Source organism: Actinophytocola sp., assembly GCF_009379765.1.
GTDB lineage: Bacteria > Actinomycetota > Actinomycetes > Mycobacteriales > Pseudonocardiaceae > Actinophytocola.
Genome location: NZ_WHTD01000006.1, coordinates 1 through 24590 on the forward strand (window position 1 = coordinate 1; position 24590 = coordinate 24590).

At 71.8% G+C, this 24590-nt stretch carries 28 protein-coding genes; 15 read left to right on the forward strand and 13 right to left on the reverse strand.

The features are described from left to right. Nucleotides 1–566: MFS transporter (locus tag GEV28_RS02720; RefSeq protein ID WP_291408213.1), on the reverse strand; the 566-nt coding region annotated here is incomplete at its 3' end. After that, nucleotides 567–1478 carry a PAC2 family protein gene (locus GEV28_RS02725; RefSeq protein ID WP_291408215.1) on the reverse strand — a complete coding sequence of 304 codons (912 nt, stop codon included), beginning with the start codon at nt 1476–1478 and terminating at the stop codon, nt 567–569. Nucleotides 1479–1530: 52 nt separating this feature from the next. On the opposite strand from GEV28_RS02725, the gene GEV28_RS02730 reads away from it, so the two are divergent. The 4 genes from GEV28_RS02730 (at nt 1531) to hisG (ending at nt 3773) form a co-directional block, all read left to right on the forward strand. Next, nucleotides 1531–1737, forward strand: coding sequence for a hypothetical protein (locus tag GEV28_RS02730; protein WP_291408216.1), 207 nt, complete (start codon nt 1531–1533; stop codon nt 1735–1737). Further along, nucleotides 1734–2414, forward strand: a complete 681-nt coding sequence (locus GEV28_RS02735; protein ID WP_291408218.1) for an HAD family phosphatase — start codon at nt 1734–1736, stop codon at nt 2412–2414. The genes GEV28_RS02730 and GEV28_RS02735 overlap by 4 nt, the downstream gene beginning before the upstream one ends. Before the next feature lie 217 nt (nt 2415–2631). Further along, complete coding sequence (locus GEV28_RS02740; protein WP_291408220.1) at nt 2632–2895, forward strand: phosphoribosyl-ATP diphosphatase; 264 nt, start codon at nt 2632–2634, stop codon at nt 2893–2895. Nucleotides 2896–2927: 32 nt separating this feature from the next. Further along, nucleotides 2928–3773 carry an ATP phosphoribosyltransferase gene (hisG, locus tag GEV28_RS02745; RefSeq protein ID WP_291408222.1) on the forward strand — a complete coding sequence of 282 codons (846 nt, stop codon included), beginning with the start codon at nt 2928–2930 and terminating at the stop codon, nt 3771–3773. A 7-nt stretch (nt 3774–3780) separates the two neighbouring features. Here hisG and GEV28_RS02750 read toward each other — a convergent pair whose 3' ends face one another. Further along, the gene (locus tag GEV28_RS02750; RefSeq protein ID WP_291408224.1) at nt 3781–4560 is read right to left on the reverse strand and encodes a thioesterase family protein; all 780 of its coding nucleotides are present in this window, start codon (nt 4558–4560) and stop codon (nt 3781–3783) included. Nucleotides 4561–4614: 54 nt separating this feature from the next. Then, complete coding sequence (locus GEV28_RS02755; RefSeq protein WP_291408226.1) at nt 4615–5496, reverse strand: RecB family exonuclease; 882 nt, start codon at nt 5494–5496, stop codon at nt 4615–4617. Nucleotides 5497–5613: 117 nt separating this feature from the next. On the opposite strand from GEV28_RS02755, the gene GEV28_RS02760 reads away from it, so the two are divergent. Then, nucleotides 5614–6735, forward strand: coding sequence for a site-2 protease family protein (locus GEV28_RS02760; RefSeq protein ID WP_291408229.1), 1122 nt, complete (start codon nt 5614–5616; stop codon nt 6733–6735). Here GEV28_RS02760 and GEV28_RS02765 read toward each other — a convergent pair. Then, a complete protein-coding gene (locus GEV28_RS02765; protein ID WP_291408231.1) occupies nt 6732–7496 on the reverse strand; it encodes a hypothetical protein in 765 nt (254 codons plus the stop codon). The two genes, GEV28_RS02760 and GEV28_RS02765, sit on opposite strands and share 4 nt — an antisense overlap. A gap of 123 nt (nt 7497–7619) precedes the next feature. Between GEV28_RS02765 and GEV28_RS02770 the strand changes: the two genes are divergently transcribed. Further along, nucleotides 7620–8465 carry a tRNA (adenine-N1)-methyltransferase gene (locus GEV28_RS02770; protein ID WP_291408233.1) on the forward strand — a complete coding sequence of 282 codons (846 nt, stop codon included), beginning with the start codon at nt 7620–7622 and terminating at the stop codon, nt 8463–8465. Between the two features lie 4 nt (nt 8466–8469). Here the strand turns inward: GEV28_RS02770 and GEV28_RS02775 are convergent, their stop codons facing one another. From GEV28_RS02775 to GEV28_RS02790, 4 genes are all read right to left on the reverse strand, one after another. Further along, on the reverse strand, nt 8470–9018 hold the full coding sequence (locus GEV28_RS02775) for a hypothetical protein (RefSeq protein WP_291408235.1): 549 nt from the start codon (nt 9016–9018) through the stop codon (nt 8470–8472). 10 nt (nt 9019–9028) lie between these two features. Next, nucleotides 9029–9529: a hypothetical protein gene (locus GEV28_RS02780; protein ID WP_291408237.1), complete on the reverse strand. Its 501-nt coding sequence runs from the start codon at nt 9527–9529 to the stop codon at nt 9029–9031. Between the two features lie 32 nt (nt 9530–9561). Further along, entirely contained in the window at nt 9562–10233 is a 672-nt protein-coding gene (locus GEV28_RS02785; protein WP_291408239.1) for a hypothetical protein, read from the reverse strand. A gap of 154 nt (nt 10234–10387) precedes the next feature. Then, complete coding sequence (locus tag GEV28_RS02790; protein WP_291408240.1) at nt 10388–10810, reverse strand: hypothetical protein; 423 nt, start codon at nt 10808–10810, stop codon at nt 10388–10390. 66 nt (nt 10811–10876) lie between these two features. On the opposite strand from GEV28_RS02790, the gene GEV28_RS02795 reads away from it, so the two are divergent. The 8 genes from GEV28_RS02795 (at nt 10877) to pafA (ending at nt 19211) form a co-directional block, all read left to right on the forward strand. After that, nucleotides 10877–11176: a hypothetical protein gene (locus GEV28_RS02795; RefSeq protein ID WP_291408243.1), complete on the forward strand. Its 300-nt coding sequence runs from the start codon at nt 10877–10879 to the stop codon at nt 11174–11176. Nucleotides 11177–11347: 171 nt separating this feature from the next. Next, on the forward strand, nt 11348–13165 hold the full coding sequence (gene arc / locus GEV28_RS02800) for a proteasome ATPase (protein ID WP_291408246.1): 1818 nt from the start codon (nt 11348–11350) through the stop codon (nt 13163–13165). A 15-nt stretch (nt 13166–13180) separates the two neighbouring features. Further along, complete coding sequence (locus tag GEV28_RS02805; RefSeq protein ID WP_291408248.1) at nt 13181–14134, forward strand: aldo/keto reductase; 954 nt, start codon at nt 13181–13183, stop codon at nt 14132–14134. Nucleotides 14135–14191: 57 nt separating this feature from the next. Next, entirely contained in the window at nt 14192–15700 is a 1509-nt protein-coding gene (dop, locus tag GEV28_RS02810) for a depupylase/deamidase Dop (protein ID WP_291408250.1), read from the forward strand. A gap of 115 nt (nt 15701–15815) precedes the next feature. Beyond that, nucleotides 15816–16010, forward strand: a complete 195-nt coding sequence (locus tag GEV28_RS02815; RefSeq protein ID WP_291408252.1) for a ubiquitin-like protein Pup — start codon at nt 15816–15818, stop codon at nt 16008–16010. A gap of 51 nt (nt 16011–16061) precedes the next feature. Continuing rightward, a complete protein-coding gene (gene prcB / locus GEV28_RS02820) occupies nt 16062–16949 on the forward strand; it encodes a proteasome subunit beta (RefSeq protein ID WP_291408254.1) in 888 nt (295 codons plus the stop codon). A 40-nt stretch (nt 16950–16989) separates the two neighbouring features. After that, the gene (gene prcA / locus GEV28_RS02825) at nt 16990–17760 is read left to right on the forward strand and encodes a proteasome subunit alpha (protein ID WP_291408256.1); all 771 of its coding nucleotides are present in this window, start codon (nt 16990–16992) and stop codon (nt 17758–17760) included. A gap of 92 nt (nt 17761–17852) precedes the next feature. Continuing rightward, complete coding sequence (gene pafA / locus GEV28_RS02830; RefSeq protein ID WP_291408257.1) at nt 17853–19211, forward strand: Pup--protein ligase; 1359 nt, start codon at nt 17853–17855, stop codon at nt 19209–19211. A 10-nt stretch (nt 19212–19221) separates the two neighbouring features. Here pafA and GEV28_RS02835 read toward each other — a convergent pair whose 3' ends face one another. After that, entirely contained in the window at nt 19222–19848 is a 627-nt protein-coding gene (locus GEV28_RS02835; RefSeq protein ID WP_291408259.1) for a nucleoside deaminase, read from the reverse strand. 72 nt (nt 19849–19920) lie between these two features. Then, nucleotides 19921–22110, reverse strand: coding sequence for an MMPL family transporter (locus tag GEV28_RS02840; RefSeq protein ID WP_291408261.1), 2190 nt, complete (start codon nt 22108–22110; stop codon nt 19921–19923). Between the two features lie 93 nt (nt 22111–22203). Here GEV28_RS02840 and GEV28_RS02845 point away from each other — a divergent pair, with 93 nt between their 5' ends. Continuing rightward, nucleotides 22204–22893, forward strand: a complete 690-nt coding sequence (locus GEV28_RS02845; protein ID WP_291408263.1) for a TetR/AcrR family transcriptional regulator — start codon at nt 22204–22206, stop codon at nt 22891–22893. A 5-nt stretch (nt 22894–22898) separates the two neighbouring features. Here GEV28_RS02845 and GEV28_RS02850 read toward each other — a convergent pair whose 3' ends face one another. Continuing rightward, a complete protein-coding gene (locus GEV28_RS02850; protein ID WP_291408265.1) occupies nt 22899–23621 on the reverse strand; it encodes a sterol desaturase family protein in 723 nt (240 codons plus the stop codon). Beyond that, nucleotides 23614–24588 (reverse strand): GntR family transcriptional regulator, encoded by a 975-nt coding sequence (locus tag GEV28_RS02855; RefSeq protein ID WP_291408267.1) that lies wholly within the window; start codon nt 24586–24588, stop codon nt 23614–23616. The genes GEV28_RS02850 and GEV28_RS02855 overlap by 8 nt, the downstream gene beginning before the upstream one ends. Nucleotides 24589–24590 lie beyond the last annotated feature (2 nt).

The window sequence follows — 24590 nt, forward strand, 5'->3', positions numbered from 1 at the left end:
CGGGACGCGGCCGAGGGCGGCAGGCCGATCACCGCCAGCGCGGCGGCCGCCACGCCGACGCCCACGAACGCGAGCCGCCAGCTCGCCTCGGCGGCCAACCCGCCCAGCAGCGGCGCCGAGGTCTGCCCGGCCGCCTGCATCGACGCGAACAACCCGAGCGACCGGCCGAGCCGCGCCCGCGGCGTCGCCGCCGCGATCGTCGCGATCAGCAGCGGCGTCGTGAACGCGTTGGCCACGCCTTGCACGCCCCGACCGGTCAGCAGCAGCGGGAACGTCGGCGCCATCGCGCACAGCGCGGACCCGACGATCGACACCACGTACGCCCCGATCACGCTGCGCCGCAGCCCCCACCGCGCGCCGAGGGTCCCGGAGAACAGCATCAGCCCGGCGAACGGCACCAGGTACGCGGTGATCGTCGCGGACGCGCCCGCCGCGGACACGTCGAACTCGGCACCCAGCTCCGGCAGCATCGCCGAGGTGACGCCGCCGCCGAACGGTCCGAGGAACGCGCCGGCATGCAGACCCGCGACCGCGAGGCGACGCCGATCGACCAGCCGATCGACCACTCAGGCGCCAGGACCGGTGGGACCCCGGCCCGGTCCGCCCGGTCGCCGCCTGCGCAGGTAGCGCTCGAACTCCGCGGCGATCGCGTCGCCGCTGGTCTCGTTCAGCGCGGTCTCCGCGTCGCCGCGCTCCTCCAGCGCCCGCACGTAGTTGCGCACGTCCTCGTCCTCGGCGGCCATCTCGCTGACCGTCTGCTGCCATTCCTCGGCCTGGTCGGGCAGCTGGCCTAGCGGCACCTCCATGTCGAGGACCTCCTCGACCCGGTGCAGCAGCGCGAGTGTGGCCTTCGGTGACGGCGGCTGGGAGACGTAGTGCGGCACCGCGGCCCAGATCGATATCGCCGGCACGCCGGCTTGCACGCAGGCGTCCTGCAGCACGCCGACGATGCCGGTCGGGCCCTCGTACCGGGACCGCTCGAGGCCGAACTGGGCGGCCGACGCGGCGTCGTACGCCGTTCCGGTCACCGGCACCGGCCGGGTGTGCGGGGTGTCGGCGAGCAGCGCGCCCAGCGTCACCACGGTGGTCACGCCGAGCTGGTCGATGTGCTCGAGCAGCTCGGCGCAGAACCTGCGCCACCGCATGTTTGGCTCGATGCCGTGCATGAGCACGACGTCCCGGGCGGCCCCCGGCGGGCGGCACACCGACAGCCGGGTGGTCGGCCACTCGACCCGCCTGGTCACCCCGTCCACCATGCGCACGGTCGGCCGGGTGACCTGGAAGTCGTAGTAGTCGTCGGGGTCGATCTCGACCAGGTCCGTCGCTTCCCAGGTGAGCTGGAGATGTTCGATCGCGGCGCTGGCGGCGTCTCCCGCGTCGTTCCAACCTTCGAACGCCGCCACCAGTACTGGCTCGACGAGTGGGCGCTCCTCGTCGGCTGGGGACGGGGTCGGCGGCTGCTGGTCCGGATCGGTCACCGGGCAAGCCTACGACCCGTGCCGAATGGCGGGGGATCGTAGGCTTGGTCGCATGCCAGCGGACACCACGTCGGGGCTGCTCCACGCCCTGACCGAGCAAGTGCTCGTCGCCGACCGGGCGATGGGCGGGGCGATGGGCACGGCGCACCGTGGCCCGGTCAAGGCTGTGCGCAACGTCACAGCGGCCAATCGACGTCCGCGATCCGAGCCGGGCGTGTCGTCGCTCCACCACCCGGAAGCCAAGTACGTCAACATATGAGCCGAGTCAACAGCCGCCCTGCCGCTGTCCTGTGGGACCTCGACGGCACCCTGCTCGACTCCGAGAAGCTGTGGGACATCCCGCTGTACGAGCTGACCGAGAAGCTGGGCGGCCAGCTCTCGACGGCCACCCGGCAGGCGATGGTGGGCACCAACGTGATGGTGACGCTGCGCCTGCTCTACGCCGAGGTGGGCATCCCCGACCCGTCGCCGGAGCAGGTCGCGGACGGCGCGGCGTGGATCGACCGGCGGATGGCCGAGGTGTTCCGCCAGGACCTGCCGTGGCGCCCCGGCGCCGAGGCCGCGCTCGCCGCGGTCCGCGCCGTGGGCTTCCCGATGGCCCTGGTGACCTCCACCGAGCGGGACCTGACCGAGATCGCCCTCGGCACGGTCGGCCGGCACCTGTTCGACGTGACGGTCTGCGGCGACGAGGTCGACGGCCTCAACAAGCCGCTGCCCGAGCCGTACCTCAAGGCGTGCCGCCTGCTCGGCGTCGACCCGGCGGCCTGTGTCGCGATCGAGGACTCACCGACCGGCACCGCCTCGGCGGTGGCGGCGGGCTGCACGGTGCTCGTGGTCCCCTGCGAGGTCCCGGTGGAGCCGGGGGAGCGGCGCGTGTTCCGCTCCTCGCTCAACGGGCTGACGGTGGCCGACCTGACCGGTCTGTTCAGCGGTTGAACCTACCCTCAGTCGATCTTCACGACTTCCGACCTGACACCGGGGTAGCTGGTCGAACCGCGCGGCGGCGTCGGTGGTCAGCAGAACGCTGCCGTATCAAGGATCAGCCGGCGGGCCACGCACGCTCCCGGTCGTCCTGCCACTCGCGGTTCGGTGACGTCTCCGTGGTGATGTCCGGTGCGGGCGCGCTTCGGGCGGGATGAAAGGATCTGTGCTCGTGAAGACGTTCGACGAGCTGTTCGCCGAACTCCGCGACCGGGCCGCCAGCCGGCCCGAGGGCTCCGGCACCGTCGCCGCGCTCGACGCGGGGGTGCACGCGCAGGGCAAGAAGGTGCTCGAGGAGGCCGGCGAGGTGTGGATCGCCGCCGAGCACGAGTCCGACGAGCGCCTTGCCGAGGAGGTGTCCCAGCTGTTGTACCGGGTGCAGGTGCTGATGCTGGGCCGCGGCCTCACCCTCGACGACGTGTACCGCCACCTCTGAGCCGTATCTCCGAGCCCACTGGAGTCATGATCATGCTGCGGGTTGCCGTGCCGAACAAGGGCGCGCTGGCCGGTCCGGCCGCCGAGATGCTCGCCGAGGCCGGGTACCGCGGGCGACACGAGTCGCGCGACCTGACCGTGCTCGACCCCACGAACGACGTGGAGTTCTTCTTCCTGCGTCCCAAGGACATCGCGGTCTACGTCGGGTCGGGCGATCTCGACCTCGGGATCACCGGGCGCGACCTGGCGCTGGACTCCGGCGCGCCGGTGACCGAGCGGCTCGCCCTCGGCTTCGGCGGCTCCACGTTCCGCTATGCCGCGCCGGCGGGCCGCACGTGGGAGGTCGGGGAGCTCGCGGGCAGGCGGCTCGCCACGTCCTACCCCCGCCTCGTGCGGGAGGACCTGGCCGCCCGTGGGATCACGGCGGAGGTGATCCGGCTCGACGGCGCGGTGGAGATCTCCGTGCAGCTCGGCCTGGCCGACGCGATCGCGGATGTCGTCGGCTCGGGCCGGACGCTGCGCCAGCACAACCTGGTGGCCTTCGGCGACCCGATCTGCGAGTCGGAGGCGGTGCTGCTGCACGGCACCAACGCGGACGGCTCCGCGACCAAGGACCAGCTCGCGGCCCGGCTGCAGGGTGTGGTGTTCGCGCAGCAGTACATGATGCTGGACTACGACTGCCCGAAGGCGCTGCTCGACCGGGCGATCACGGTGACGCCGGGCCTCGAGTCGCCGACGGTCGCGCCGCTCGCCGACCCGGAGTGGGTGGCGGTGCGGGCGATGGTGCCGCGCAACGAGGCCAACCCGGTGATGGACCGCCTGGCCGCCCTCGGCGCGAAGGCCGTGCTGGCCTCCGACATCCGCTCCTGCCGCCTCTGACGCGGCGCTAACGCTGCGGCCGGACCAGGAGCGCCTGGGCGCCGCGGCCGACCGGGCCGGTGAGGTCGTGCAGGACGCTGAACGCGGTGCCGATCCCGTTCGGTCCGATCGCCGTGGTGGCGTCCAAGGCGATCCACTCGCCCGCGGGCTCGCGGTGGAGATGGACGGTCAGCTCGGAGTTGATGAAGAGCCAGTCGTGCGGGTCCATCCGGCCGGAGACGCCGTTGCCGGAGTCGGCCACGACCAGCAGGCGCTGCAGCCCGGTCGGCCGCTCGCCCGCGACGAGGTCGACGCCCTGGCGGGCCCAGACCGTGGCGGGGCCGGGCTTGCCGAGGTGGCCCTCCAGCGCACGCCACTCCATCGCGTCGAGGTATCCGGCGCCCCAGCTCTCCGGGCGGTGCATCGGCTCCCCGTCCTCGGGCGGCGCCAGCCGCTCGTCGACGGCGACCGCCACCGCGCCGGTGTCCGAGGCGATGTGGCGCCATGCCCGGGCGCGGGCCACCGTCCGGTCACCGGCCTTGAGCTCGGCCCCGAGCAGCTCCACGGCCCGCCCCGGCCGTTCGACGCTCACCGTGACCTCCACCTCGGCCACCGGCACCGGGCCCAGGATCTCGACCGTGAACCGGGCCATGAGCATCGGCGCGTTCGTCGGAAGGTTCTCCATGGCCCGCGCGAGGAGGGCACTCGGCGGGCCCAGGTGCTGGGTCGTGGCGGACCAGGGGCCGGTGGTGTGGACGGTGGAGGTGAACCTGCCGTCGCCCAAGGGCTCGTAGAACGCGTCGGTCATGACTCCGGAAGTTAGCGGACGTTCACCTCGGGGCGCATCCGGCACACCACGACATCAGTCGGCGCGGTCCAGGGGTGTCTCCTCGCCGGGGTCGGGCTCGGGCCAGCCCGGGTACTCCGGTGGCGTGCCGCCGAAGGCAGGGCACCGGGCCTGGTGGGCGCACCAGTCGCACAGCCGGCTCTTGTTCGGGCGGAAGTCGCCGGTCTTGCCCGCCCGCAGGATCGCCTGCCACACCGCGTCGAGGGTGCGCTCGAAGCGGGTGAGCTCGGCCTCGTCGGGGGTGTAGGTGAGGGACTGGCGGTCGGCCAGGTACATCAGGCGGAGCTGACGGGGCACCGTGCCGCGCAGCCGCCACACGACCAGCGCGTAGAACTTCATCTGGAACAGCGCCTTGGCCTCGCCGATCTCGCGGGGCGCGGTGCCGGTCTTGTAGTCGACCACCCGGATCTCGCCGGTCGGTGCCACGTCGAGCCGGTCGATGTAGCCGCGGAGCAGGACCCCGGAGGCCAGCTCGGTCTCGACCAGCAGCTCGCGTGCCTCGGGGTCGAGGCGGCGCGGATCCTCCAGGGTGAAGTAGCCGTCGATGAGGCGGGTGGCCGACTCGAGCCACGACGCCAGGGCGTCGTCCTCGGTGAACAGCTCCGCCAGCTCAGGGCGCTCCTCGCGCAGCCGCTGCCACACCGGCGACAGCAGCGCGTGGGCCCGGTCCGGCACCCGCTCGGCGGCCGGCAGACCGAACAGCTCCTCCAGCACCGCGTGCACCACGATGCCGCGGACCTGCGCGGGCGTGGGTGTCTCGGGCAGCCGGTCGACCGCGCGGAAGCGGTAGAGCAGCGGGCACTGCTTGAAGTCCCCGGCCCGGGACGGCGACAGCGCCGGCCGTCGGGGCGCCGGGGTGCCGGCCTCCGAAGTGGGCAGCGTCGCTGTGTCGGTCATGGCACGAACCCTAGGCGAGGGCACCGACACTCTCGGGAGGCCCACCGCCGCGAGTCAACCCGATCGAGGGGTGCGGCCATCACCGCGTCCCCACACTTTGCCCCATACTCTTTCAGGGTGAGCGCCATCTGGACGCCGGACCGCGAGGGCGGCCTGCTGCTGTTCCGGTTCCGTGGCGTGCCCGTCCTGCTGTCCCCGTCCTGGTGGGTGGGGTCGGTCGCGGTCATCGTGCTCTACGCGCCGCTCGTCAGCCGGTTCCTTCCGGAGGCGACCGCGGTCGTGTCGATACTGCTGGCCGCCGCTTTCGCGATCCTGCTCGGCGCGTCCGTGCTGGCCCACGAGCTCGGCCATTGCGTCGTCGCGTTGCATCTCGGGATTCCGGTGCGCCGGCTCCGGCTGTTCCTCCTCGGCGGGCTGGCCGAGATCACCCGGACGCCCCGGCGGCCCGCGCACGAGGGCGTGATCGCGGCGGCCGGGCCCGCGGTGTCGGCGGTGCTCGCCGCGCTGTGCGGGTTCATCCTCCTGTTCATGCCCGCCGAGGGACCGGTGTGGCTGCTGGTGCTGGAGTGCGCCGTCGCCAACGTCGCGGTCGCGGTCTTCAACCTGCTGCCCGGCCTGCCGCTCGACGGCGGCCGGATGCTGCGCGCCGGCGTGTGGGCCGTGTCCGGGGACCGCGGCGTCGGCACCAGGGCCGCCGTCGTCGGCGGGTGGCTCGTCGCCGGGCTGCTGATGCTGTGGGCCCTCTGGGGTCTCGCGACCGAGAGCCCGGACCGATGGCTGCGCCTCGGCGTCTGCGCCCTGACCGCGTGGTTCGTCGCGTCCGGCGCGCGTGGCGAGCTGGCCGCCGACCACCGCCGCAGCTGGCCGGAAGGGCTCACGCTCGCCGACCTCACCCGGCCGATCCTGCAGCTGCCCGCGGAGAGTCCGGTCGCCGACGCGCTCAGCGCGGCCGCGGGCCGGGGCGTCGTGCTGGTCCGCGCCGACGGCGTCGCCGCCGGGCTGCTCGACCCGTACGCCGCGGAGCGGCTGGCCGAACGGTCCCCGATGGCACCGGCCGAGCAGGCCGCCGAGCCCATCCGGCCGGAGTCCGTGCTGTTGGACTCCGAGCCGGGGGAGGACATCGTCGAGCGCGTGCAGGAGACCGCCGCGTGGCAGTTCCTGGTGGTGGACCAGGACGGCCGGCCCGCGGGCGTGCTTCGCCGCGAGGACCTGCGCGCCGGCCTCACCGGTCGGCGTTAGTTCGTGGTCGGGATCGGGTTCGGCGGCAGCCGGCGGCTCGTGGACGGACGGTCACCGTCACCGTCACCGTCATGGTCGTCACCGTTGTCGGCGGTCGGCGACGGGCGGTCCTCGTCCTCGTCGCGGTAGAGGCCGCACACCGTCCAGTCGCCGTCCTCCTTGGCGACCGTCATCTTCCGCGAGTCCCCGTCGTCGTCCTCGACGGTCTGGGTCAGGGTGAACGTGGCGCCGTCGGACGTCGGCTCGTAGTCCTTCATGGTGAGGCCGACCTCGGGCTGGTCGCCGGGCGATGCGCTGTGGCTCTTCGAGAAGTCGCGCGCGTCCTCGATCTCCTCGTCGAGCTTCTCGTAGTCGCCCGCGCAGGCGAGCGGCTGGAGCGGGTGGAGGTCGATGTCCTGGAGGTCGGTGTTGAGGATCGTCGTCAGCTTCCCCACGTACGACTCGGCCGCCGACCGCGCGTCGCCGCCACCGCCACCGCTCCCGGTGTCGTCGTCCTTGCCGAGCAGGAGGTACGCGCCGACCCCGCCACCACCCACGACGAGGATCGCGACGATGACCAAGCTGGTGATCAGCCCGGTCCGCGGCTTGGCCGGCGGCGGTCCGACCGGGAAGCCACCCTGGTCTCCTGCGCCCCAGGGCGTCTGCGGCGGCTGGGGTGGGTACGGCCCCTGGTTGCGGGGGCCCTGGTGGTAAGGACCTTGCGGTCCGTAGGGACCCGGCTGCTGACCGTACGGACCCGGTGGTTGCGGCGGATAGGTCATGGCTCCCCCTGGTGAGCGCCCGGCATGGCGGCCGTCAGAGTAGTGCCGGCCCCCATTCGGCCCTGGCCGGGTCTCTGCGACGATCACCGGGGCGCACACGGCGCGAGGACACGAGGGAGCAGGGTGGGCGAGGTCAGGGCGAGCGGTCGGTTCCGGGTGGGGGACCGGGTGCAGCTCACGGATCCGAAGGGCAGGCACTACACCCTGGTGCTGACCCCGGGCGGGCAGTACCACACGCACCGCGGCGCGGTGTCCCACGACGACGTCATCGGGCAGCCCGAGGGCTCGCTGGTCAGCTCGGTCGGCGGCACCGCCTACCTCGCGCTGCGCCCGCTGCTCGCCGACTACGTGCTCTCGATGCCGCGCGGCGCGCAGGTGATCTACCCCAAGGACACCGGCCAGATCATCGTGTGGGGCGACATCTTCCCCGGCGCCCGCGTGCTCGAGGCCGGTGCCGGCTCCGGTGCGCTCACCTGCTCGCTGCTGCGCGCGGTCGGTCCGGAGGGCCGGGTGACCTCCTACGAGGTGCGCGCCGACCACGCCGAGCACGCCGAGCGGAACGTGACTGCGTTCTTCGGCGAGCGCCCGGCCAACTGGGACCTACACGTGCGCAGCCTGGCCGAGCACGGCGCCGACGGAACCGGGGAGGTCGACCGCGCGATCCTGGACATGCTGTCGCCGTGGGAGATGGTGCCCGTGGTCGCGCGAAGCGTGCTCCCGGGCGGCGTGCTGGTGGTCTACGTAGCCACCACGACCCAGCTGTCCAAGGTCACCGAGGCGCTGCGCGAGCAGCAGTGCTGGACCGAGCCGCAGGCGTGGGAGACGCTGATGCGACCCTGGCACGTGGTCGGGCTCGCGGTGCGCCCCGAGCACCGGATGGTGGCGCACACCGCGTTCGTGCTGACCACCCGCCGCCTCGCCGATGGCGTGCTGCCACCCCGGCTGCAGCGGCGGGCTCAGCGCGCCTGACCGGTCAGGGCACGCACCACTTGCCGCCGCGCTTCTCAAGCGGCAGCGGCACTACCGTCGGCTCGCTGCCGGCGATGGTCAGCTCGACCTGTGCGGTGGCCTTGTCGCCGGTGATCTGCGGGTTCTCGACCAGCCGCGCGGTGGCCTCCGGCGGGAACTCCTCGACCGTGCCGACCGCGCTCGGGTCGCAGGCGAGCTCCTCCATCGCGGAGACGTCCCGGCTCTCGATCGCCGCGGCGGCCTCCTCGGCGACCGTGCGCGCCGCGGCCACGTTCTCGTCCGCGGGCGGCGGCGGGGTGGTCAGCGGGCCGGGCTGCTCGCCGCCCGGCTCGGGGGTGGGTGCCTCCGAGCTCGGTGGCGCCGAGCCCGTGATGGTCGGCAGGTTCGGGTCGGCGTTGTCGTCGTCGCCGGGCTTGACCAGCAGGTAGACGACCAGGCCGACCACCGCCAGCACGACGACCGCGGCGACGATCGCCACGACGGCCCCGCGTCTGCTCGCCGGCTTCTCCGGTGGGTCCTGGTTCGTACCCGGGTCCTCGTTGGTGTCGGTCACCGGACCGCCCTCAGATCGCCACGCACCAGCCGTCCTCCCTGTTCTCCAGCAACAACGCGGTCTCACCGTCCCCGACGGTCACCTGTGCGGTGCCGACCGTTCCTTCCAGTACCTCGACCTTGCCGAGCCGAACGTTGCGTCCTTCGGTCACCGAGTAGAGCGTGCCCGGGTTGGCGCGCTCGCAGGTGAGCCCGGTGGCCGCGGCCTCGTCGCGGTCGTTCACCGCGTCAACGTAGTCGCGCGCGGTTGCCTCCAGGTCGTCGGTGCCACCGGGATCCGGTCCCTGGACCGCGGACGAGCCCGACCCGGTGCCCGACCCGGTGTCCGGCTCCGAGCCGCCGCCGGTCCCCTGGGACGGCGGCGCGGTCGAGCCGGGGGACCGCGGCGCGCTCGTCCCGGTCGCCGGCGGTGGCGCCGCCTCCTCCGGGTCGTCCGGGCCGAACAGCAGGTAGATGACGAGGCCGATGGCACCCAGCACCAGCAGAAGGCCCAGCAGCAGCACGGCGATCATGCCGGCGCGGCGGACCAGCGGCCGGTCGGTGATCAGGCCTCCCCCTCACCGCAGAACCGCCACTCGCCGTCCTCCTCGACGATCTTGATGAAGATGCTCGGCCGCTCGGTCGTGCCGCCCTGGGACAGCTCGAGGTCGATGTTGGCGGTCGCGGTGTTGCCGTTGACGTCCGGCTCGCCGCTGGCGGTGGCCGTGATGTCGAAGGGCGCGAGGGTGGTCTCGAGCTCGGAGGTGTCCGTGCCGTACTTGCTCTTGTAGGCCGCACAGGCGCTGTCGACGACCTCGCCGAAGCTCTTGTTCTCGTACGCGGTCATGTAGGCGTCGCGCACGTCGTCCGGGGTGTTGCTGGAGTTGTTCTCGTCGGTGGGCTCGTCGTCCGTCGTGGTGTCGTCGTCCGTGGGGTCGGTCGTCGGGTCGTCGGACTTCGGCGCCTCGGTCTTGCCGTCGTCCTGCGCGGCCGGCTTGTCGTCCTTGTTGAGCACGACGAGCGCCACGCCACCGCCGCCGACGACCAGCAGCACGATCACCACGATCGCGACGATCATGCCGGTGTTGCGCTTCTTCGGCGGTGGGGGCGGAGGAGTTCCGTAGCTGCCGAGGCCCTGGTAGGCGGACTGGCCGCCGTAGGGCGGAGTCTGCGGGGGTCGCTGCTGCCCGTACGGGTCCTGCCCGTACGGACCCGGCGGCTGCGGTGGGTAGGTCATCTCGGCCCGGACTCCTTCAACAGGTGTGCCAACACAAGCTAGACGGAGTCGCCGAACGACCCGTTCCCCCGGAAGACATCGTATTGTCCCGATTACGGCGATCGCCGCCGGGACCCGGGCCCCGGCGGCGATCGTCATCGAGTTGTGGCACCCGTCAGATGTTGGGCACCAGGTCGTCGACGCACCACTTGTCGTCCTTGTTGGACATCTTCAGCGTCATCTCCTGGCTGTTCATGCCCTCCGGCATGCCCTCCGGAAGGTCCCCGGAGAGGGTCAGCGTGACCTTGGCGCTCGCCTCGGTGTCGCTGTCCTTCGTGACCTCGCCGAGCTCGGCGCTCACCTCGAGGCCCGACGGCAGGCCCATGGCCTCCGGATCGATCGACTTGTCGACGTCGGACTCAGTCGCGTCGCAGCTCAGGTCGGCGATCGCGTCGGCGTCCTGGTTGTTGAACGCGTCGACCGCGGACTCGGCGACGCCTTCAGGGCTGCTCGTGTCCGACCCGCCGGACAGCGCGAGGATCAGGACCACCACGACCGCGATCACGACGACGCCGCCGCCGGCGAGAATCCACGGCATCGGGCTCTTCTTCTGCGGGGGGTAACCGTAACCACCCGGCTGGCCGTACGGCCCGGGCTGTCCAAATTGTTCCGGCTGCCCATATCCACCGGGCTGCTGCGGCTGCGGCCCGGTCTGCGGGTAGCCGCCTTGCTGCGGGTAGCCCCCCTGCTGCGGGTAACCGCCCTGCTGCGGATAGCCACCAGGCTGCTGACCAGGGCCTGGCTGCTGTCCGTAGCCGGGCTGCCCTCCCCACGGCCCTGGCTGCTGCGGCGGTTGCGACATCGAAACATCTCCCTCGGTGGCGATCTCGTCGCCAAGTCTGGTGTGGACGTCGGCGTCGGCCGTACCGACCCGACTGCCGGCCTTGGTCCTGACGCACCGTAGCGGGTAGGTGGTTCCGACACTCGCTGAGATGGCGCAATCTACCGGCCGCCCATCACCCGCGACTTCGGTTTCGGCCATGTGACGCGACGGTTCCGAGATGTGGATGCTCTTACTTTGTCGGTATGCACCGGTACCGTGGGACCAAGAGTATTAGCGGGAGGAGGTGCCGACATGCAGCACGATCGTCCCGGTGGTCGGCCCGAGGAGGCCGACGAGCACGGCGCTGGACCCACGCCGGCATCTGGGCAAGAACCGTCGGAGACCGCCCAGATCCGGTTCCTCGAGGAGGAAGTAGCGCTGCTGCGCCGGAAGCTGACGGACTCGCCGAGACATGCGCGGCTGCTCGAGCAGCGGCTCGCGGAGGCGTCGGAGCGGGTCAGCCAGCTGACCGAGCGCAACGCCAAGCTCGTCGAGACGTTGCGCGAGGCACGGAGCCAGCTGCTGGCCCTGCGTGAGGAAGTGGATCGCCTGGCCCAGCCGCCCAGCGGCTACGGCGTCTTCCTGGCGGGTCACGAGGACAGCACGGTCGACGTGTTCACCGCGGGCCGCAAGATGCGGGTCGCGGCGTCGCCTGCGGTCGAGGTGGACCAGTTGCGCCGTGGTCAGTCGGTCCGGCTGAACGAGGCGTTGACCATCGTCGAGGCGGGTGAGTTCGAGCGGATCGGCGAGGTGTCGACGCTGCGCGAGCTGCTCGCGGAGGCCGAGGAGGGCGTGCCGCCGGCACGCGCGCTGGTCGTCGGGCACGCCGACGAGGAGCGCGTGGTGTGGCTCGCCGACCCGCTGCGGGAGGCCACGCTCAAGCCGGGCGACTCGCTGCTGGTCGACACCAAGTCCGGGTACGCCTACGAGCGGGTGCCCAAGGCGGAGGTCGAGGACCTGGTGCTGGAGGAGGTGCCGGACGTCGACTACGCGTCGATCGGTGGCCTGTTCCGGCAGATCGAGCAGATCCGCGACGCGGTGGAGCTGCCGTTCCTGCACGCCGAGCTCTTCCGCGAGTACGAGCTGCGGCCGCCGAAGGGCGTGCTGCTGTACGGCCCGCCCGGCTGCGGCAAGACGCTCATCGCCAAGGCCGTCGCCAACTCGCTCGCCAAGCAGGTGGCGGCGAGCCGGGGCGACGGCAACACGAAGGACGCGAAGTCGTACTTCCTCAACATCAAAGGCCCGGAGCTGCTGAACAAGTTCGTGGGCGAGACCGAGCGGCACATCCGGCTGATCTTCCAGCGGGCGCGGGAGAAGGCCTCGGAGGGCACACCGGTCATCGTGTTCTTCGACGAGATGGACTCGATCTTCCGTACCCGGGGCAGCGGTGTGTCCTCGGATGTGGAGACCACGATCGTGCCCCAGTTGCTCAGTGAGATCGACGGTGTCGAAGGCCTGGAGAACGTGATCGTGATCGGTGCCTCCAACCGGGAGGACATGATCGACCCCGCGATCCTGCGACCGGGCCGGCTCGACGTCAAGATCAAGATCGAGCGGCCGGACGCGGAGGCGGCCAGGGACATCTTCTCCAAGTACCTGACGAAGAGCCTGCCGATCCACGCGGAGGATCTCGCGGAGTTCGGCGGCGACCCGGCGGCGACCATCGACGCGATGATCCAGCACACCGTCGAGCGGATGTACGAGGAGACCGAGGACAACCGCTTCCTCGAGGTGACCTACGCCAACGGGGACAAGGAGGTGCTCTACTTCCGCGACTTCAACTCGGGCGCCATGATCCAGAACATCGTGGACCGGGCGAAGAAGTACGCGATCAAGTCGGTGCTGGAGACCCAGCAGGCCGGCCTGCGCGTGCAGCACCTGCTGGACGCGATCGTCGACGAGTTCGCGGAGAACGAGGACCTGCCCAACACCACCAACCCCGACGACTGGGCGCGGATCTCCGGCAAGAAGGGTGAGCGGATCGTCTACATCCGCACGCTCGTCACCGGCAAGAACCAGGATACCGGCCGGGCCATCGACACGGCCAGCAACACCGGCCAGTACCTGTAGTAACGACGGCGTGTAGTGGCTGAGCGAAGCGAACAGCTCGACACTGCACCGAGGGCGGCGAGTGTCGAGCGGCTTGGGCTCGGGCTCGCCGCCCTCGGCCGTCCGGCCTACATCAACGTCGGCCGCGCCGAGCTGCCCGCGGACCGCTCGGTCGACGCGATGCGCGCGGCTTCCTGGGAGGTCCTCGACCGGGCGTACGCGGCCGGCGTGCGCTGGGTCGACGTGGCGCGCTCCTACGGCCTGGCCGAGGAGTTCCTGGCGGGCTGGCTGTCCTCGCGGGCGTCCGCCGACGTCACGGTGTCGAGCAAGTGGGGCTACGCCTACGTGGGCGAGTGGCGCCTCGACGCGCCGGTGCACGAGGTGAAGGAGCACTCGCTCGCCCGGTTCACCGCGCAGTGGGCGGAGAGCTCGGCGCTGCTCGGCTCGCACATCGCGCTGTACCAGGTCCACTCGCTCACCCCGGACAGCCCGCTGTTCGAGGACCTGGCGCTGCAGGACACGCTGGCATCCCTCGGCGTGCGGGTCGGCTTCTCCACGTCGGGCCCGCGTCAGGCCGACGCCGTGCGCCGCGCGTTGGCGCTGGAGCGGCACGGGGTGCGGGTCTTCACCGCGGTCCAGTCGACGTGGAACGTGCTCGAGCCGTCGGTGGGCGACGCGCTGGCCGAGGCGCACTCGACCGGCGCTCGCGTACTGGTCAAGGAGGCGCTGGCCAACGGTCGCCTGGCGGTCTCGCCACCGCCGGCGGTCGCGGCCCTGGCGGCCGAGCACGGGGTGGGTCCGGACGCCGTCGCCCTGGCCGCGGTGCTGGCCCGGCCCTGGGCGGACACGGTGCTGCTCGGGCCGGTCGGCCCCGAACAGCTCAGCCGCAACCTCGAGGCCCTGCGCGTGCCGCCGGTCGAGGGGCTCGCCGACCTGGCCACCGCCCCGGAGACCTACTGGCGGGACCGCGCGGCGCTCACCTGGGCCTGACCGTGCGGCGGACGACACACCTGCGGCGCGCCTTCGGGCTGCCCGTAGGCTGGCGACATGCGCCGGATCATGGGCACCGAGGTCGAGTACGGCATTGCCGTCCCCGGAGATGCCACCGCCAACCCGGTACTGACCTCCACCCAGGTAGTGCTGGCCTACGCCGCCGCCGCGGACATCCCGCGGGCGCGGCGCGCGCGGTGGGACTACGAGGTCGAGTCACCGCTGCGCGACGCGCGCGGGTTCGACCTCGGCGCGCCGGGCATGCCACCCGCCGACCCCGAGGTCGAGGACCTCGGCGCGGCCAACGTCATCCTCACCAACGGCGCGCGGCTCTACGTCGACCACGCGCACCCGGAGTACTCCGCGCCCGAGGTCACCAACGCGCGCGACGCCGTCATCTGGGACAAGGCGGGGGAGCGGGTCATGGAGGAGGCCGCCATGCGCGCGGCCACCGTCCCCGGCCAGCCGCGCCTGCAGCTGTACAAGAACAACGTGGACGGCAAGGGCGCGAGCTACGGCACCCACGAGAACTACCTGATGGCCCGCAGCACCCCGTTCACCGCGGTGATCGCCGGCCTCACCCCGTTCTTCGCCTCCCGCCAGGTCGTCACCGGCTCCGGCCGGGTCGGCGTCGGCGTTGCCGGCGAGGAGGCGGGCTTCCAGCTCTCCCAGCGCGCCGACTACATCGAGGTCGAGGTCGGTCTCGAGACCACGCTCAAGCGCGGCATCATCAACACCCGCGACGAGCCGCACGCGGACGCCGACAAGTACCGCCGCCTGCACGTGATCATCGGCGACGCGAACCTGGCCGAGATGTCCACCTACCTCAAGGTCGGCACCACCGCGCTCGTCCTCGACATGATCGAGAGCGGCCTGCGGTTCGACCACCTCAAGCTCGCCGACCCGGTCCGCGCGGTGCACACGCTCTCGCACGACCCGAGCCTCAAGGCGACCGTCGAGCTCGCCAACGGGCGCAAGTTCACCGGGCTGGACATCCAGCACGCCTACCACGAGCTGATCTCGGAGAACCTGGAGCGCACCGAGCAGGACGCCGTCGCGATGAACGTCCTCAGCACCTGGGGCGACATCCTGGACACGCTGGCCAGGGACCCGATGGAGTGCGCTGACCGGCTCGACTGGCCGGCGAAGCTCCGGCTGCTCGAGGGCTTCCGCGCCCGAGACGGCCTCGGCTGGTCCTCGCCCCGGCTGCACCTGGTCGACCTGCAGTACTCCGACGTGCGGCTGGCCAAGGGCCTCTACAACCGGCTGGTCACCCGCGGCTCGATGAAGCGCCTGGTCACCGAGGAGGAGGTCACGGCGGCCATCACCACCCCGCCGCTGGACACCCGGGCGTTCTTCCGCGGCCGCTGTCTGGAGCGTTACCCGAACGCCATCGCGGCCGCCTCGTGGGACTCGGTGATCTTCGACCTGGGCCGCGAGTCGCTCGTCCGGATCCCGACGCTGGAGCCGCTGCGCGGCACGAAGGCGCACGTCGGGGAGCTGCTGGAGGCCTCGGCGACCGCGGAGGAGCTGGTCGACGCACTCACCGGGGGACCCCGTCGCTGACGGGTCCGCCGGGCCGTTCGCCAGGAGCGAATCGCGATCATCGTCGTGATCGTCCGCGATTATGTCGGTCCCGGCCGGTAATCTTGAGACAGACAATCCCGATCCGGGAGGCGACATGGCCCAGGAGCAGACTCAGCGGCAAGGCGGCGGTGACGGCGACGACGATGTCGACGGCGGCGGGCCGGCCGGTCAGGAGCGCAGGGAGAAGCTCGGCGAGGACGTGGACACCATCCTCGACGAGATCGACGACGTGCTCGAGGAGAACGCCGAGGACTTCGTGCGCGCATACGTCCAAAAGGGCGGCGAGTAAGTTCGTCCCGGACACCCGCCGCGGCATCCGTAACCAGGAACGAAAGCAGGCATGGAACACACCCCGTCTCGCGCCACGCCCGGCGCCTCGTTGCCAGCTGCCTACCTGACGGCCGAAACGTCCTCGTTCACCGACTTCCTCCGGGTGCAGGCACCCCACCTGCTCCCCGGTTCGCTCGGTGGGCTGGGGTCGGCCGGGCCGGTGCAGGCGCGCCGGCAGGTGGGCGACCTGAGCTCACCTCCGCCGCACGGCACCACCATCGTCGCGGTCACCTTCGACGGCGGCGTGCTCGTCGCGGGTGACCGCCGGGCGACGTCGGGCAACCTCATCTCCCAGCGCGACATGGAGAAGGTGTACGTCACCGACGACTACTCGGCGGTGGGCATCGCCGGCACCGCCGGCATCGCGCTCGAGCTGGTCCGGCTCTACACGCTGGAGCTGTCGCACTACGAGAAGATCGAGGGCGTCACGCTGTCCCTCAACGGCAAGACCAACAAGCTGGCCGCGCTGGTGCGCGGCAACCTCGACGTCGCGATGGCGGGGCTCGCCGTGCTGCCGCTGTTCGTGGGCCTCGACACCGCGGCCGACGACCCGTCGAAGGCCGGCCGGATCGTGTCCTACGACGTGGTCGGCGGGCGCTACGAGGAGCGTGCCGGCTTCCACTCGGTCGGCTCCGGCTCCCCGTACGCCCGCTCGGCGCTCAAGAAGCTCTACGACCCGGGCAGCGACGCCGGCACGGCCGTCCGGCACGCCGTGGAGGCGCTCTACGACGCCGCCGACGACGACTCGGCTACCGGCGGTCCCGACCTGGCGCGCAAGATCTACCCGAGCGTCATCACCATCACCGCCGCCGACGGCGCGGTGCACCTTCCCGACGACGAGGCTGCCACGGTGGCCGAGGCCGTCGTCGCCGAGCGGTCCATCCAGCCGCGCGGCTGATCCCGCCAGACACACCAGAAGCGAACGAGGAGCCACCGCCGTGACCATGCCGCTGTACGCCTCGCCCGAGCAGTTGATGCGGGACCGCTCGGAGTACGCCCGCAAGGGCATCGCGCGGGGGCGCAGCGTGGTCGCGCTCAAGTACTCCGGCGGCGTGGTGTTCGTCGCCGAGAACCCCTCGACCACGCTGCACAAGGTGTCCGAGATCTACCACCGCATCGGGTTCGCCGCGGCCGGCCGCTACAGCGAGTACGAGAGCCTGCGCCGCGGCGGCATCCGGCACGTCGACCTGTGGGGCTACGCCAACGACCCGCAGGACGTCTCGGCCCGCCAGCTCGCCAACGTGTACGCCCAGACGCTCGCGTCGATCTTCACCGACCAGCTCAAGCCGTTCGAGGTGGAGATCTGCGTCGCCGAGGTCACCGCAACGCCGGAGACCGACCAGCTCTACCGGCTCACCTACGACGGCTCCATCGTCGACGAGCCGCAGTACCTGGTGATGGGCGGCCAGACCGAGCCCATCTCCAACACCATGAAGGACTCCTACCAGGAGGGCATGTCGCTCGAGGACGCGGTGGCGTTCGCGGCCGCCGCACTGTCCTCCGGCACCACCGCGGCCAACGGCGACAACGGCGTCGGCAAGCTCGAGGTCGCGGTCCTGGAGCGGTCCCGGCCGCGGCGCGCGTTCCGCCGCATCGAGGGCGCGGCGCTCACCGCGCTGCTGCCCGCGGGCACCGAGCCCGACGAGAAGCCCGAGGGTGAGTCGATGGACCCCAAGCCGGACGGCGACGGTGCCACTGACGAGGGCTGACGCGGTTCACCGTCCGTCGGTGTGGATGACGCGTTCATCTCACCTCGGAGCGGCCCGACCACCTTCGGCCGTTCAACGCCTAGGCTAAGAGAATGCAGCGGCGGATCTTCGGCATCGAGACCGAGTTCGGCGTGACCTGTACGTTTCACGGCCAGCGCAGGCTGAGTCCGGACGAGGTCGCGCGGTACCTGTTTCGGCGGGTGGTGTCCTGGGGTCGTTCCTCGAACGTGTTCCTGCGGAACGGCTCGCGCCTCTACCTCGATGTCGGCTCCCACCCGGAGTACGCCACCGCGGAGTGCGACGACCTCGTGCAGCTGGTCACCCACGACAAGGCGGGCGAGCGGATCCTCGAGGACCTGCTCGTCGACGCCGAGCGCAGGCTCGCCGACGAGGGCATCGGCGGCGACATCTTCCTGTTCAAGAACAACACCGACTCGGCCGGCAACTCCTACGGCTGCCACGAGAACTACCTGGTCACGAGGGCGGGGGAGTTCTCCAGGATCGCGGACGTGCTGCTGCCGTTCCTGGTCACCCGACAGCTGATCTGCGGCGCCGGCAAGGTCCTGCAGACCCCGCGCGGCGCGGTGTACTGCCTGTCCCAGCGCGCCGAGCACATCTGGGAGGGCGTCTCGTCGGCCACGACCCGGTCGCGCCCGATCATCAACACCCGCGACGAGCCCCACGCGGACGCCGAGCGCTACCGCCGCCTGCACGTCATCGTCGGCGACTCGAACATGGCCGAGGCGACGACGCTGCTCAAGGTCGGCAGCGCCAACCTGGTCCTGGAGATGATCGAGGACGGCGTCCAGTTCCGGGACTTCAGCCTGGACAACCCGATCAGGGCGATCCGCGAGATCAGCCACGACCTGACCGGCCGCCGCCTGGTCCGGCTGGCGGGTGGCCGGGAGGCCTCGGCGCTGGACATCCAGCGCGAGTACTTCAGCCGCGCGGTCGAGCACGTGGCGAAGCGCTCCCCGGATCCCGTCGCGGACCGCGTGATCGAGCTGTGGGGCCGCACGCTCGACTCGGTGGAGGCGCAGGATCTGGGCCGCATCGACCGGGAGATCGACTGGGCCATCAAGCACCGGCTGGTCGAGCGCTACCGAGCCAAGCACGGCATGGAACTCTCGAGCCCGAGGATCGCCCAGCTGGACCTGGCCTACCACGACATCCGCCGCGGCCGCGGCATCTTCGACCTGTTGCAGCGCAAGGACCTGGTGGCTCGGGTGACCGACGACGGCGAGATCGAGGCCGCGAAGGACACCCCGCCGCAGACCACCCGCGCGAAGCTGCGCGGCGACTTCATCGCGGCCGCACAACAAGCGGGCCGGGACTTCACGGTCGACTGGGTCCACCTGAAGCTGAACGACCAGGCTCAGCGAACGGTCCTGTGCAAGGACCCGTTCCGCGCGGTGGACGAGCGGGTCGAACGGCTGATCGCCTCGCTGTAGCGGGCGCGGCTCAGCCGACCCGGTCCCGCCGCCGGTCCGCCGCGGCGTCGATCCGGTGCCGGATCGGGGCGAGCGCCTCGGTGAGTGTGCCCGCGCGCAGCGTGCCAGGCTCGGTGGTGTCGAGCAGGTCGACGGTCTCCGGCTCCCGGAACCTGGCGCGCGCGATCATGGGCGCGGACGGGCCGACGTAGGCGCGGATCCCGGTCAGGAACAGCAGGTTGGCCACGACCAGCCACCGGTGGTCCACGTCGTCCGGATCGGCTCCGCCCTCCGGGTCCGACGGGTCGGGTGCCACGAACCGGACCGTGCCCACCCCGGTGAACGCGCACGCCGCCGCGCACATCGGGCACGGCCGGTGGGAGGTCCACAACGCCATCGCCGACAGGTCCCTGGCGGTGCTCACCCCAGCCAGCGCGACCAGTTCCGCATGGCCGAGCGGGGTGCCCTGGAGCGGGTCGTCGCCGCCGGGCGGGTCGTAGCAGCGGTTGCGGCCCTCCGCGACGATCTCGCCGGCGCCGTCCAGCAGGACCGCGCCGACCGGCAGGCCGCCGGCGAGCAGCGTCTGGTGGGCGAGTTCCAGGCTGCGGCGGACCCCGAGATCCACCGCTCGCCACTCGGCCGCCGGTTCGGACGTCACGGTGCCATCCTGGCACGACCCGACGCGGCGACGGGCTCGTCCGCTCCGGACGAGCCCGTCACCGCCAGGTGGCTACACCTTGGCGAGTACCCGAGCATGCTCCGTCGGGGGCTCGGACGGACCCTCGGAAAGACCGACCCGCCCGTGCACCCGCCGCAACCAGCGCGGTGCCCACCAGGCCGCGCGTCCCAGCACCCGCATCCCCACCGGCACCAGCACCCCACGGATCAGCGTGGCGTCGATCAGGATCGCGAGCCCCGAGCCGATCCCGAACATCTGGATGAACGAGACCCCGCTGGTCCCGAAGGCCAGCAGCGACACGGCGAGCAGCACGGCGGCCATGGTGATCAAGCGGCCGGTGCGGGACAGCCCGTGCGTGACGGCGTCGGTGGACGAGTGACCGAGGGAGTGCATCTCCTTGATCCGCGACATGACGAACACCTCGTAGTCCATCGACAGCCCGAACACGATGCAGAACAGCAGCACCAGCATGCTCGTGTCGAGCGGTAGCGGCGTGAAGCCCAGCCACGAGGACAGCCAGCCCTCCTGGAAGATCATCACCATCGCGCCGAGCGTCGCCGACAGGCCGAGCACGTTGAACAGCAGCGCCCGCAGCGGCTGGAGCACGCTCCCGGTGAAGAGGAACAGCAGCAGGAACGTGCTGATCGCGATCAGCCCCGCGGCCAGCGGCAGCCGGTCGCCGATGGCGGACTTGCTGTCCACCAGCCGCGCCGCCGCGCCGCCGACCAGCACGTCCATCCCGCCGGTCGGCACCGCGCGGACCTCTCCGACGAGGTCCTGGCCGGCCGCCGAGTGGGCGTCGTGGTCGGTGAGCAGGGTGAGCCGCTGCACGCCCGAGTCCGCGGCCATCGACGGGTCGACCCCGCCGACCGCGCGGCCGTCGGCGAACGTGCCGGCGCTCGTCGTCACCGACTCGACGCCCGGGACCCGCGACAGCGTCATCGCGTAGTCGCTCACCTGCGCGCCGGAGGCCGGCTCGCGGGTGACCAGCTGCACGGCCTTGCTGTCGTCGGTCGGGAAGTTCGCTCGCAGCACGTCGCCGACCACCCGGGTCTCCGACGCGGTCGTCAGCACCCGGTCGTCCGGCGTGCCGAACTCCACGCGGAGCAGCGGGATCGCGGCGATCACCAGCAGGATCACCACCGGCGCGCCGGCGAGCACCGGCCGCCGCATGGCCACCCGGGCGATCTTCGCCCACATCGCGGACACCGAGCTCGGCGTCTTCTTCACCCACGGCAGCCGCAGCGAGTTGACCTTCGGCCCGAGCACCGCGAGCAGTGCCGGCAGCACCAGGATCGCGCTGAGCATCGCGATGATCACGACGCCGACACCGGCGTAGGCGAACGACCGAAGGAAGTACAGCGGGAACATCAGCAGCGCGGAGAGCGCGACGGCGACGGTCAGCGCGCTGAACATGATCGTCCGGCCGGCCGTCTCGACCGTGCGGACGATCGCGTCCGGCGTGTCGCGCCCGGCCGCCAGCTCCTCGCGGAACCGGGACACCATCAGCAGCGCGTAGTCGATCGCGAGGCCCAGGCCCAACGCGGTGGTCAGGTTGATCGCGAACACCGACACGTCGGTCATCGAGCCGAGGATCGACAGCAGCGCGAACGTGCCGAGCACGGCGATCGCACCGATAGCGAGCGGCAGGAGTGCCGCGATCACGCTGCCGAACACGACCACGAGCAGCACCAGGATGATCGGCACCGCGATCGACTCGGCGAGCGCGAGGTCGCTGCCGACCTGGTCGCCGATGTCGGTGCCGACCGCGTCCGGCCCGCCGATGGACACGGCGAGTGGCCCGCTGGTGGTGTCGTAGGCGTCGCGCAGGTCCTCGACGTCGCCGTCGTCGGTGAGCTTGGCGACCGCGATCGCGTGCTTGCCGTCCGCGGACCTCATCGGCGGCGCGTCGGTCGTGAAGTAGGAGGTGAGGTCGACGACGGTGCCGTCGGCCAGCAGGCGCTCGGTCAGCGCGTCGGCCGCGGTGCGCACGGCCGGGTCGTCGACGGTGCCTTCGTTCGCGGTCATCAGGAAGACCACGTCGTTCTCGCCGCCGAACTGCGCGTTGATCAGTTCTTGAGCCTGGCTGGACTCGGCGGCCGGGTCCTCGAACCCGCCGTCCGTCTCGAGCTTGCCGAACGCGGTGAACCCCAGTGCGCCGGCCCCGAGCATGACCAGGACGGTGACCACGAGTACCGCGCGAGCGTGGGTGGCGGTGAACCGGCCGATTCGACCGAACATGACGTGCTCCCCTTGCCTCGCTGAATGTGTACATCCGTAAACTTGTCGCCTGTTAACTTGCCATCGATGTTTGCTGGTGTCAACATCAATGGCATGGTTTTCTCAGGTTCACCGAAGCGCGCCTACCACCACGGCGACCTGCGCAACGCGCTGATCGCGGCCGCGGCCGAGCTCGCGGCGCAGGGTGGGCCGGGCTCGGTGACCATCCGGGCGGCGGCCCGCCTGGTGGGGGTCACGCCGACCGCGGCCTACCGGCATTTCGCAGGTCAGGAGGAACTTCTCGGCGCCGCGAAGGACGCCGCGCTGCACGAGCTGACCGAGGCGATGCACAAGGAGCTGGCGTCCCGGCCGCAGTCCGAGGACCCGGTCCGCTACGCGCTGGGCAGCCTCGCCGCGCTCGGCCGCGGCTACATCGCGTTCGCCCAGGCCCAGCCGGGCATGTTCCGCACGGTCTTCGCGTGGGAGGGGCCGCTCGCCGGCGAACCGGACACGGGCCGGCGCGAGACGAGCGACCCGTTCCGCCTGCTGCTCGACTCCCTCGACGAGCTGGTCGCGGTCGGCTACCTGAGCCTGGAGCGCCGCCCGCTGGCCGAGGTGGCCGCGTGGGCGATGGTCCACGGCCTGTCCGTCCTGCTCGACGGCCCGCTGCGCGACCTGCCGGCCGCCATCCGGGAGGAGGCGATCGTGAAGGCGATGCTGATCCTCGCGCACGGCCTGTCCGGCAGCGGCCTCACCCCGGCGCAGGAGGCCCTGCTGATCGACGAGATGAAGACCGTCGTCTAACGGGCCTAGCTCGCGGCCGCCTCGCGGGAGTGCAGGTCGCGCACCGTGGGGGAGGTCGTGACCCGCCGCGGGTCGGGGTGCGTGCCGAGCACCCGGTCCGCGGTGCCGGCGCTGGTGACGGTGAACCAGTAGTGCTCGTTCTTGTAGTGGTGCAGCCGGTGGTTGCGCCAGATCGCCCGGTACACCTTGGTGCGCGGCCGGTAGTCGCTGTGGATGAGGTAGTGGGTCCACTCGTAGCCGAGCCCGAGCACGCCGACCACGGTGAGGAACGTCAGCCCGACGCCGGCCCGGGGGAACGCGAGCAGCCCGATCGCGGTGACCGCGGGCAACAGCCACACCAGCACCTGCCACGGGATGAACACCAGCGGCGCGTCGCGCGGGTCGGCGTGGTGCGCGCGGTGCTTGCGGGACAGCAGCGGGTCGATGGTGAGCCTGCCGAGCCGGCGCGGGCGCCAGTGCAGCACGCACACGTGCACGACCCATTCGAAGAACGGGAAGACGGCGACCATGATCACCGGGGTCAGCGCGTCGCCGACCCGCCAGTCGCCCACGACGACCCTGGCCGCGGCGGCGGCGACCAGGAGCGTGCCGACCAGCCACGGCGACGGGTGCCGCCAGAACGCGGCCGCGGAGTCGCGCAGGCCGATCGAGCGGCGGCGGGAGCCGGTGATGGCGGCCTCGTCGGCGCGCACCCGCGCCCGGGCCCTGGCGCCGGCCTCGTCAGTCATCGGGTTGCTCCTCCAGCGTCCGGATCACCGTCAGCAGGCTCTCGGTGGCGGGGCCGAGCAGGTCCTCTGCGATGCGGCGGGCCTCGGTGGCGTCGCCGGCGACGACGGCGTCGGTCAGTGCGCGGTAGGCCTCGATGCGGCCGACCTCGGCGTCCATCACCGTGGCCAGCGCCGCGAGGGCGGGTTCGTAGGCGGCCCGCAGGTTGTTGAACATCAGCCGGAACGCGATCGAGTCGGCGCCGTCGACGACGTGGTCCCAGAACACGAGCGCGTGCCGCTGCCGCTCGACTGCGTCGTCGGACGCCTCCAGCGCGGCGACCGTGTCGTGCAGCGGGGTGCCGAGCCGGGCACCGGCCCGCTCGGCGGCGAGCTCGGCGACCTTGGGCCCGATGTGCAGCCGGGCCTCCAGCACGCTGCGCGCCACCGAGAGGTCGAGCTCGCCGCGCGGCGCCAGCAGCTGGGGAAGCAGGTCGAGGCCCGCGTGCCGCCGGTAGTCCCGGACCGTCGTGGTGTCGCCCTGGCGAACCTCGACGAGCCCGGCGGCGGCGACCCGCTGCAGCGCCTCGCGCACCGCGGGCCGGGAGACGCCGAGCAGCTCGGCCAGCCTGCGCTCGCTCGGGAGCGCGTCGCCCGGCGCGAACTCGCCGGTCACGACGTCGGCGAGGATCTGCTCGAACACGGCGTCGGGAACCGACCGCCGGGCGACGGGTTGCAATGCCATGCCGACACCATGCTCACCGACAGGCGCGGCGGTCAAGTGGTCAGACCAGTTGTTATTCGTGGTCGGGATGTCGTGCAGGTGGTGCACCGCGGCTCGCCATGTGCTCGCGCGGCTGATGGACGCGGTCGACCCGGACCTCGTGACCACGGCGCGGGGCAGCCTCGAGAACACGCCGAGCGGCGGCTGCGCGACGGCGTCCCACGGCTCGCCGCCGCGACCGTGCACCCCCACCCAGCGGGCGCCCACGC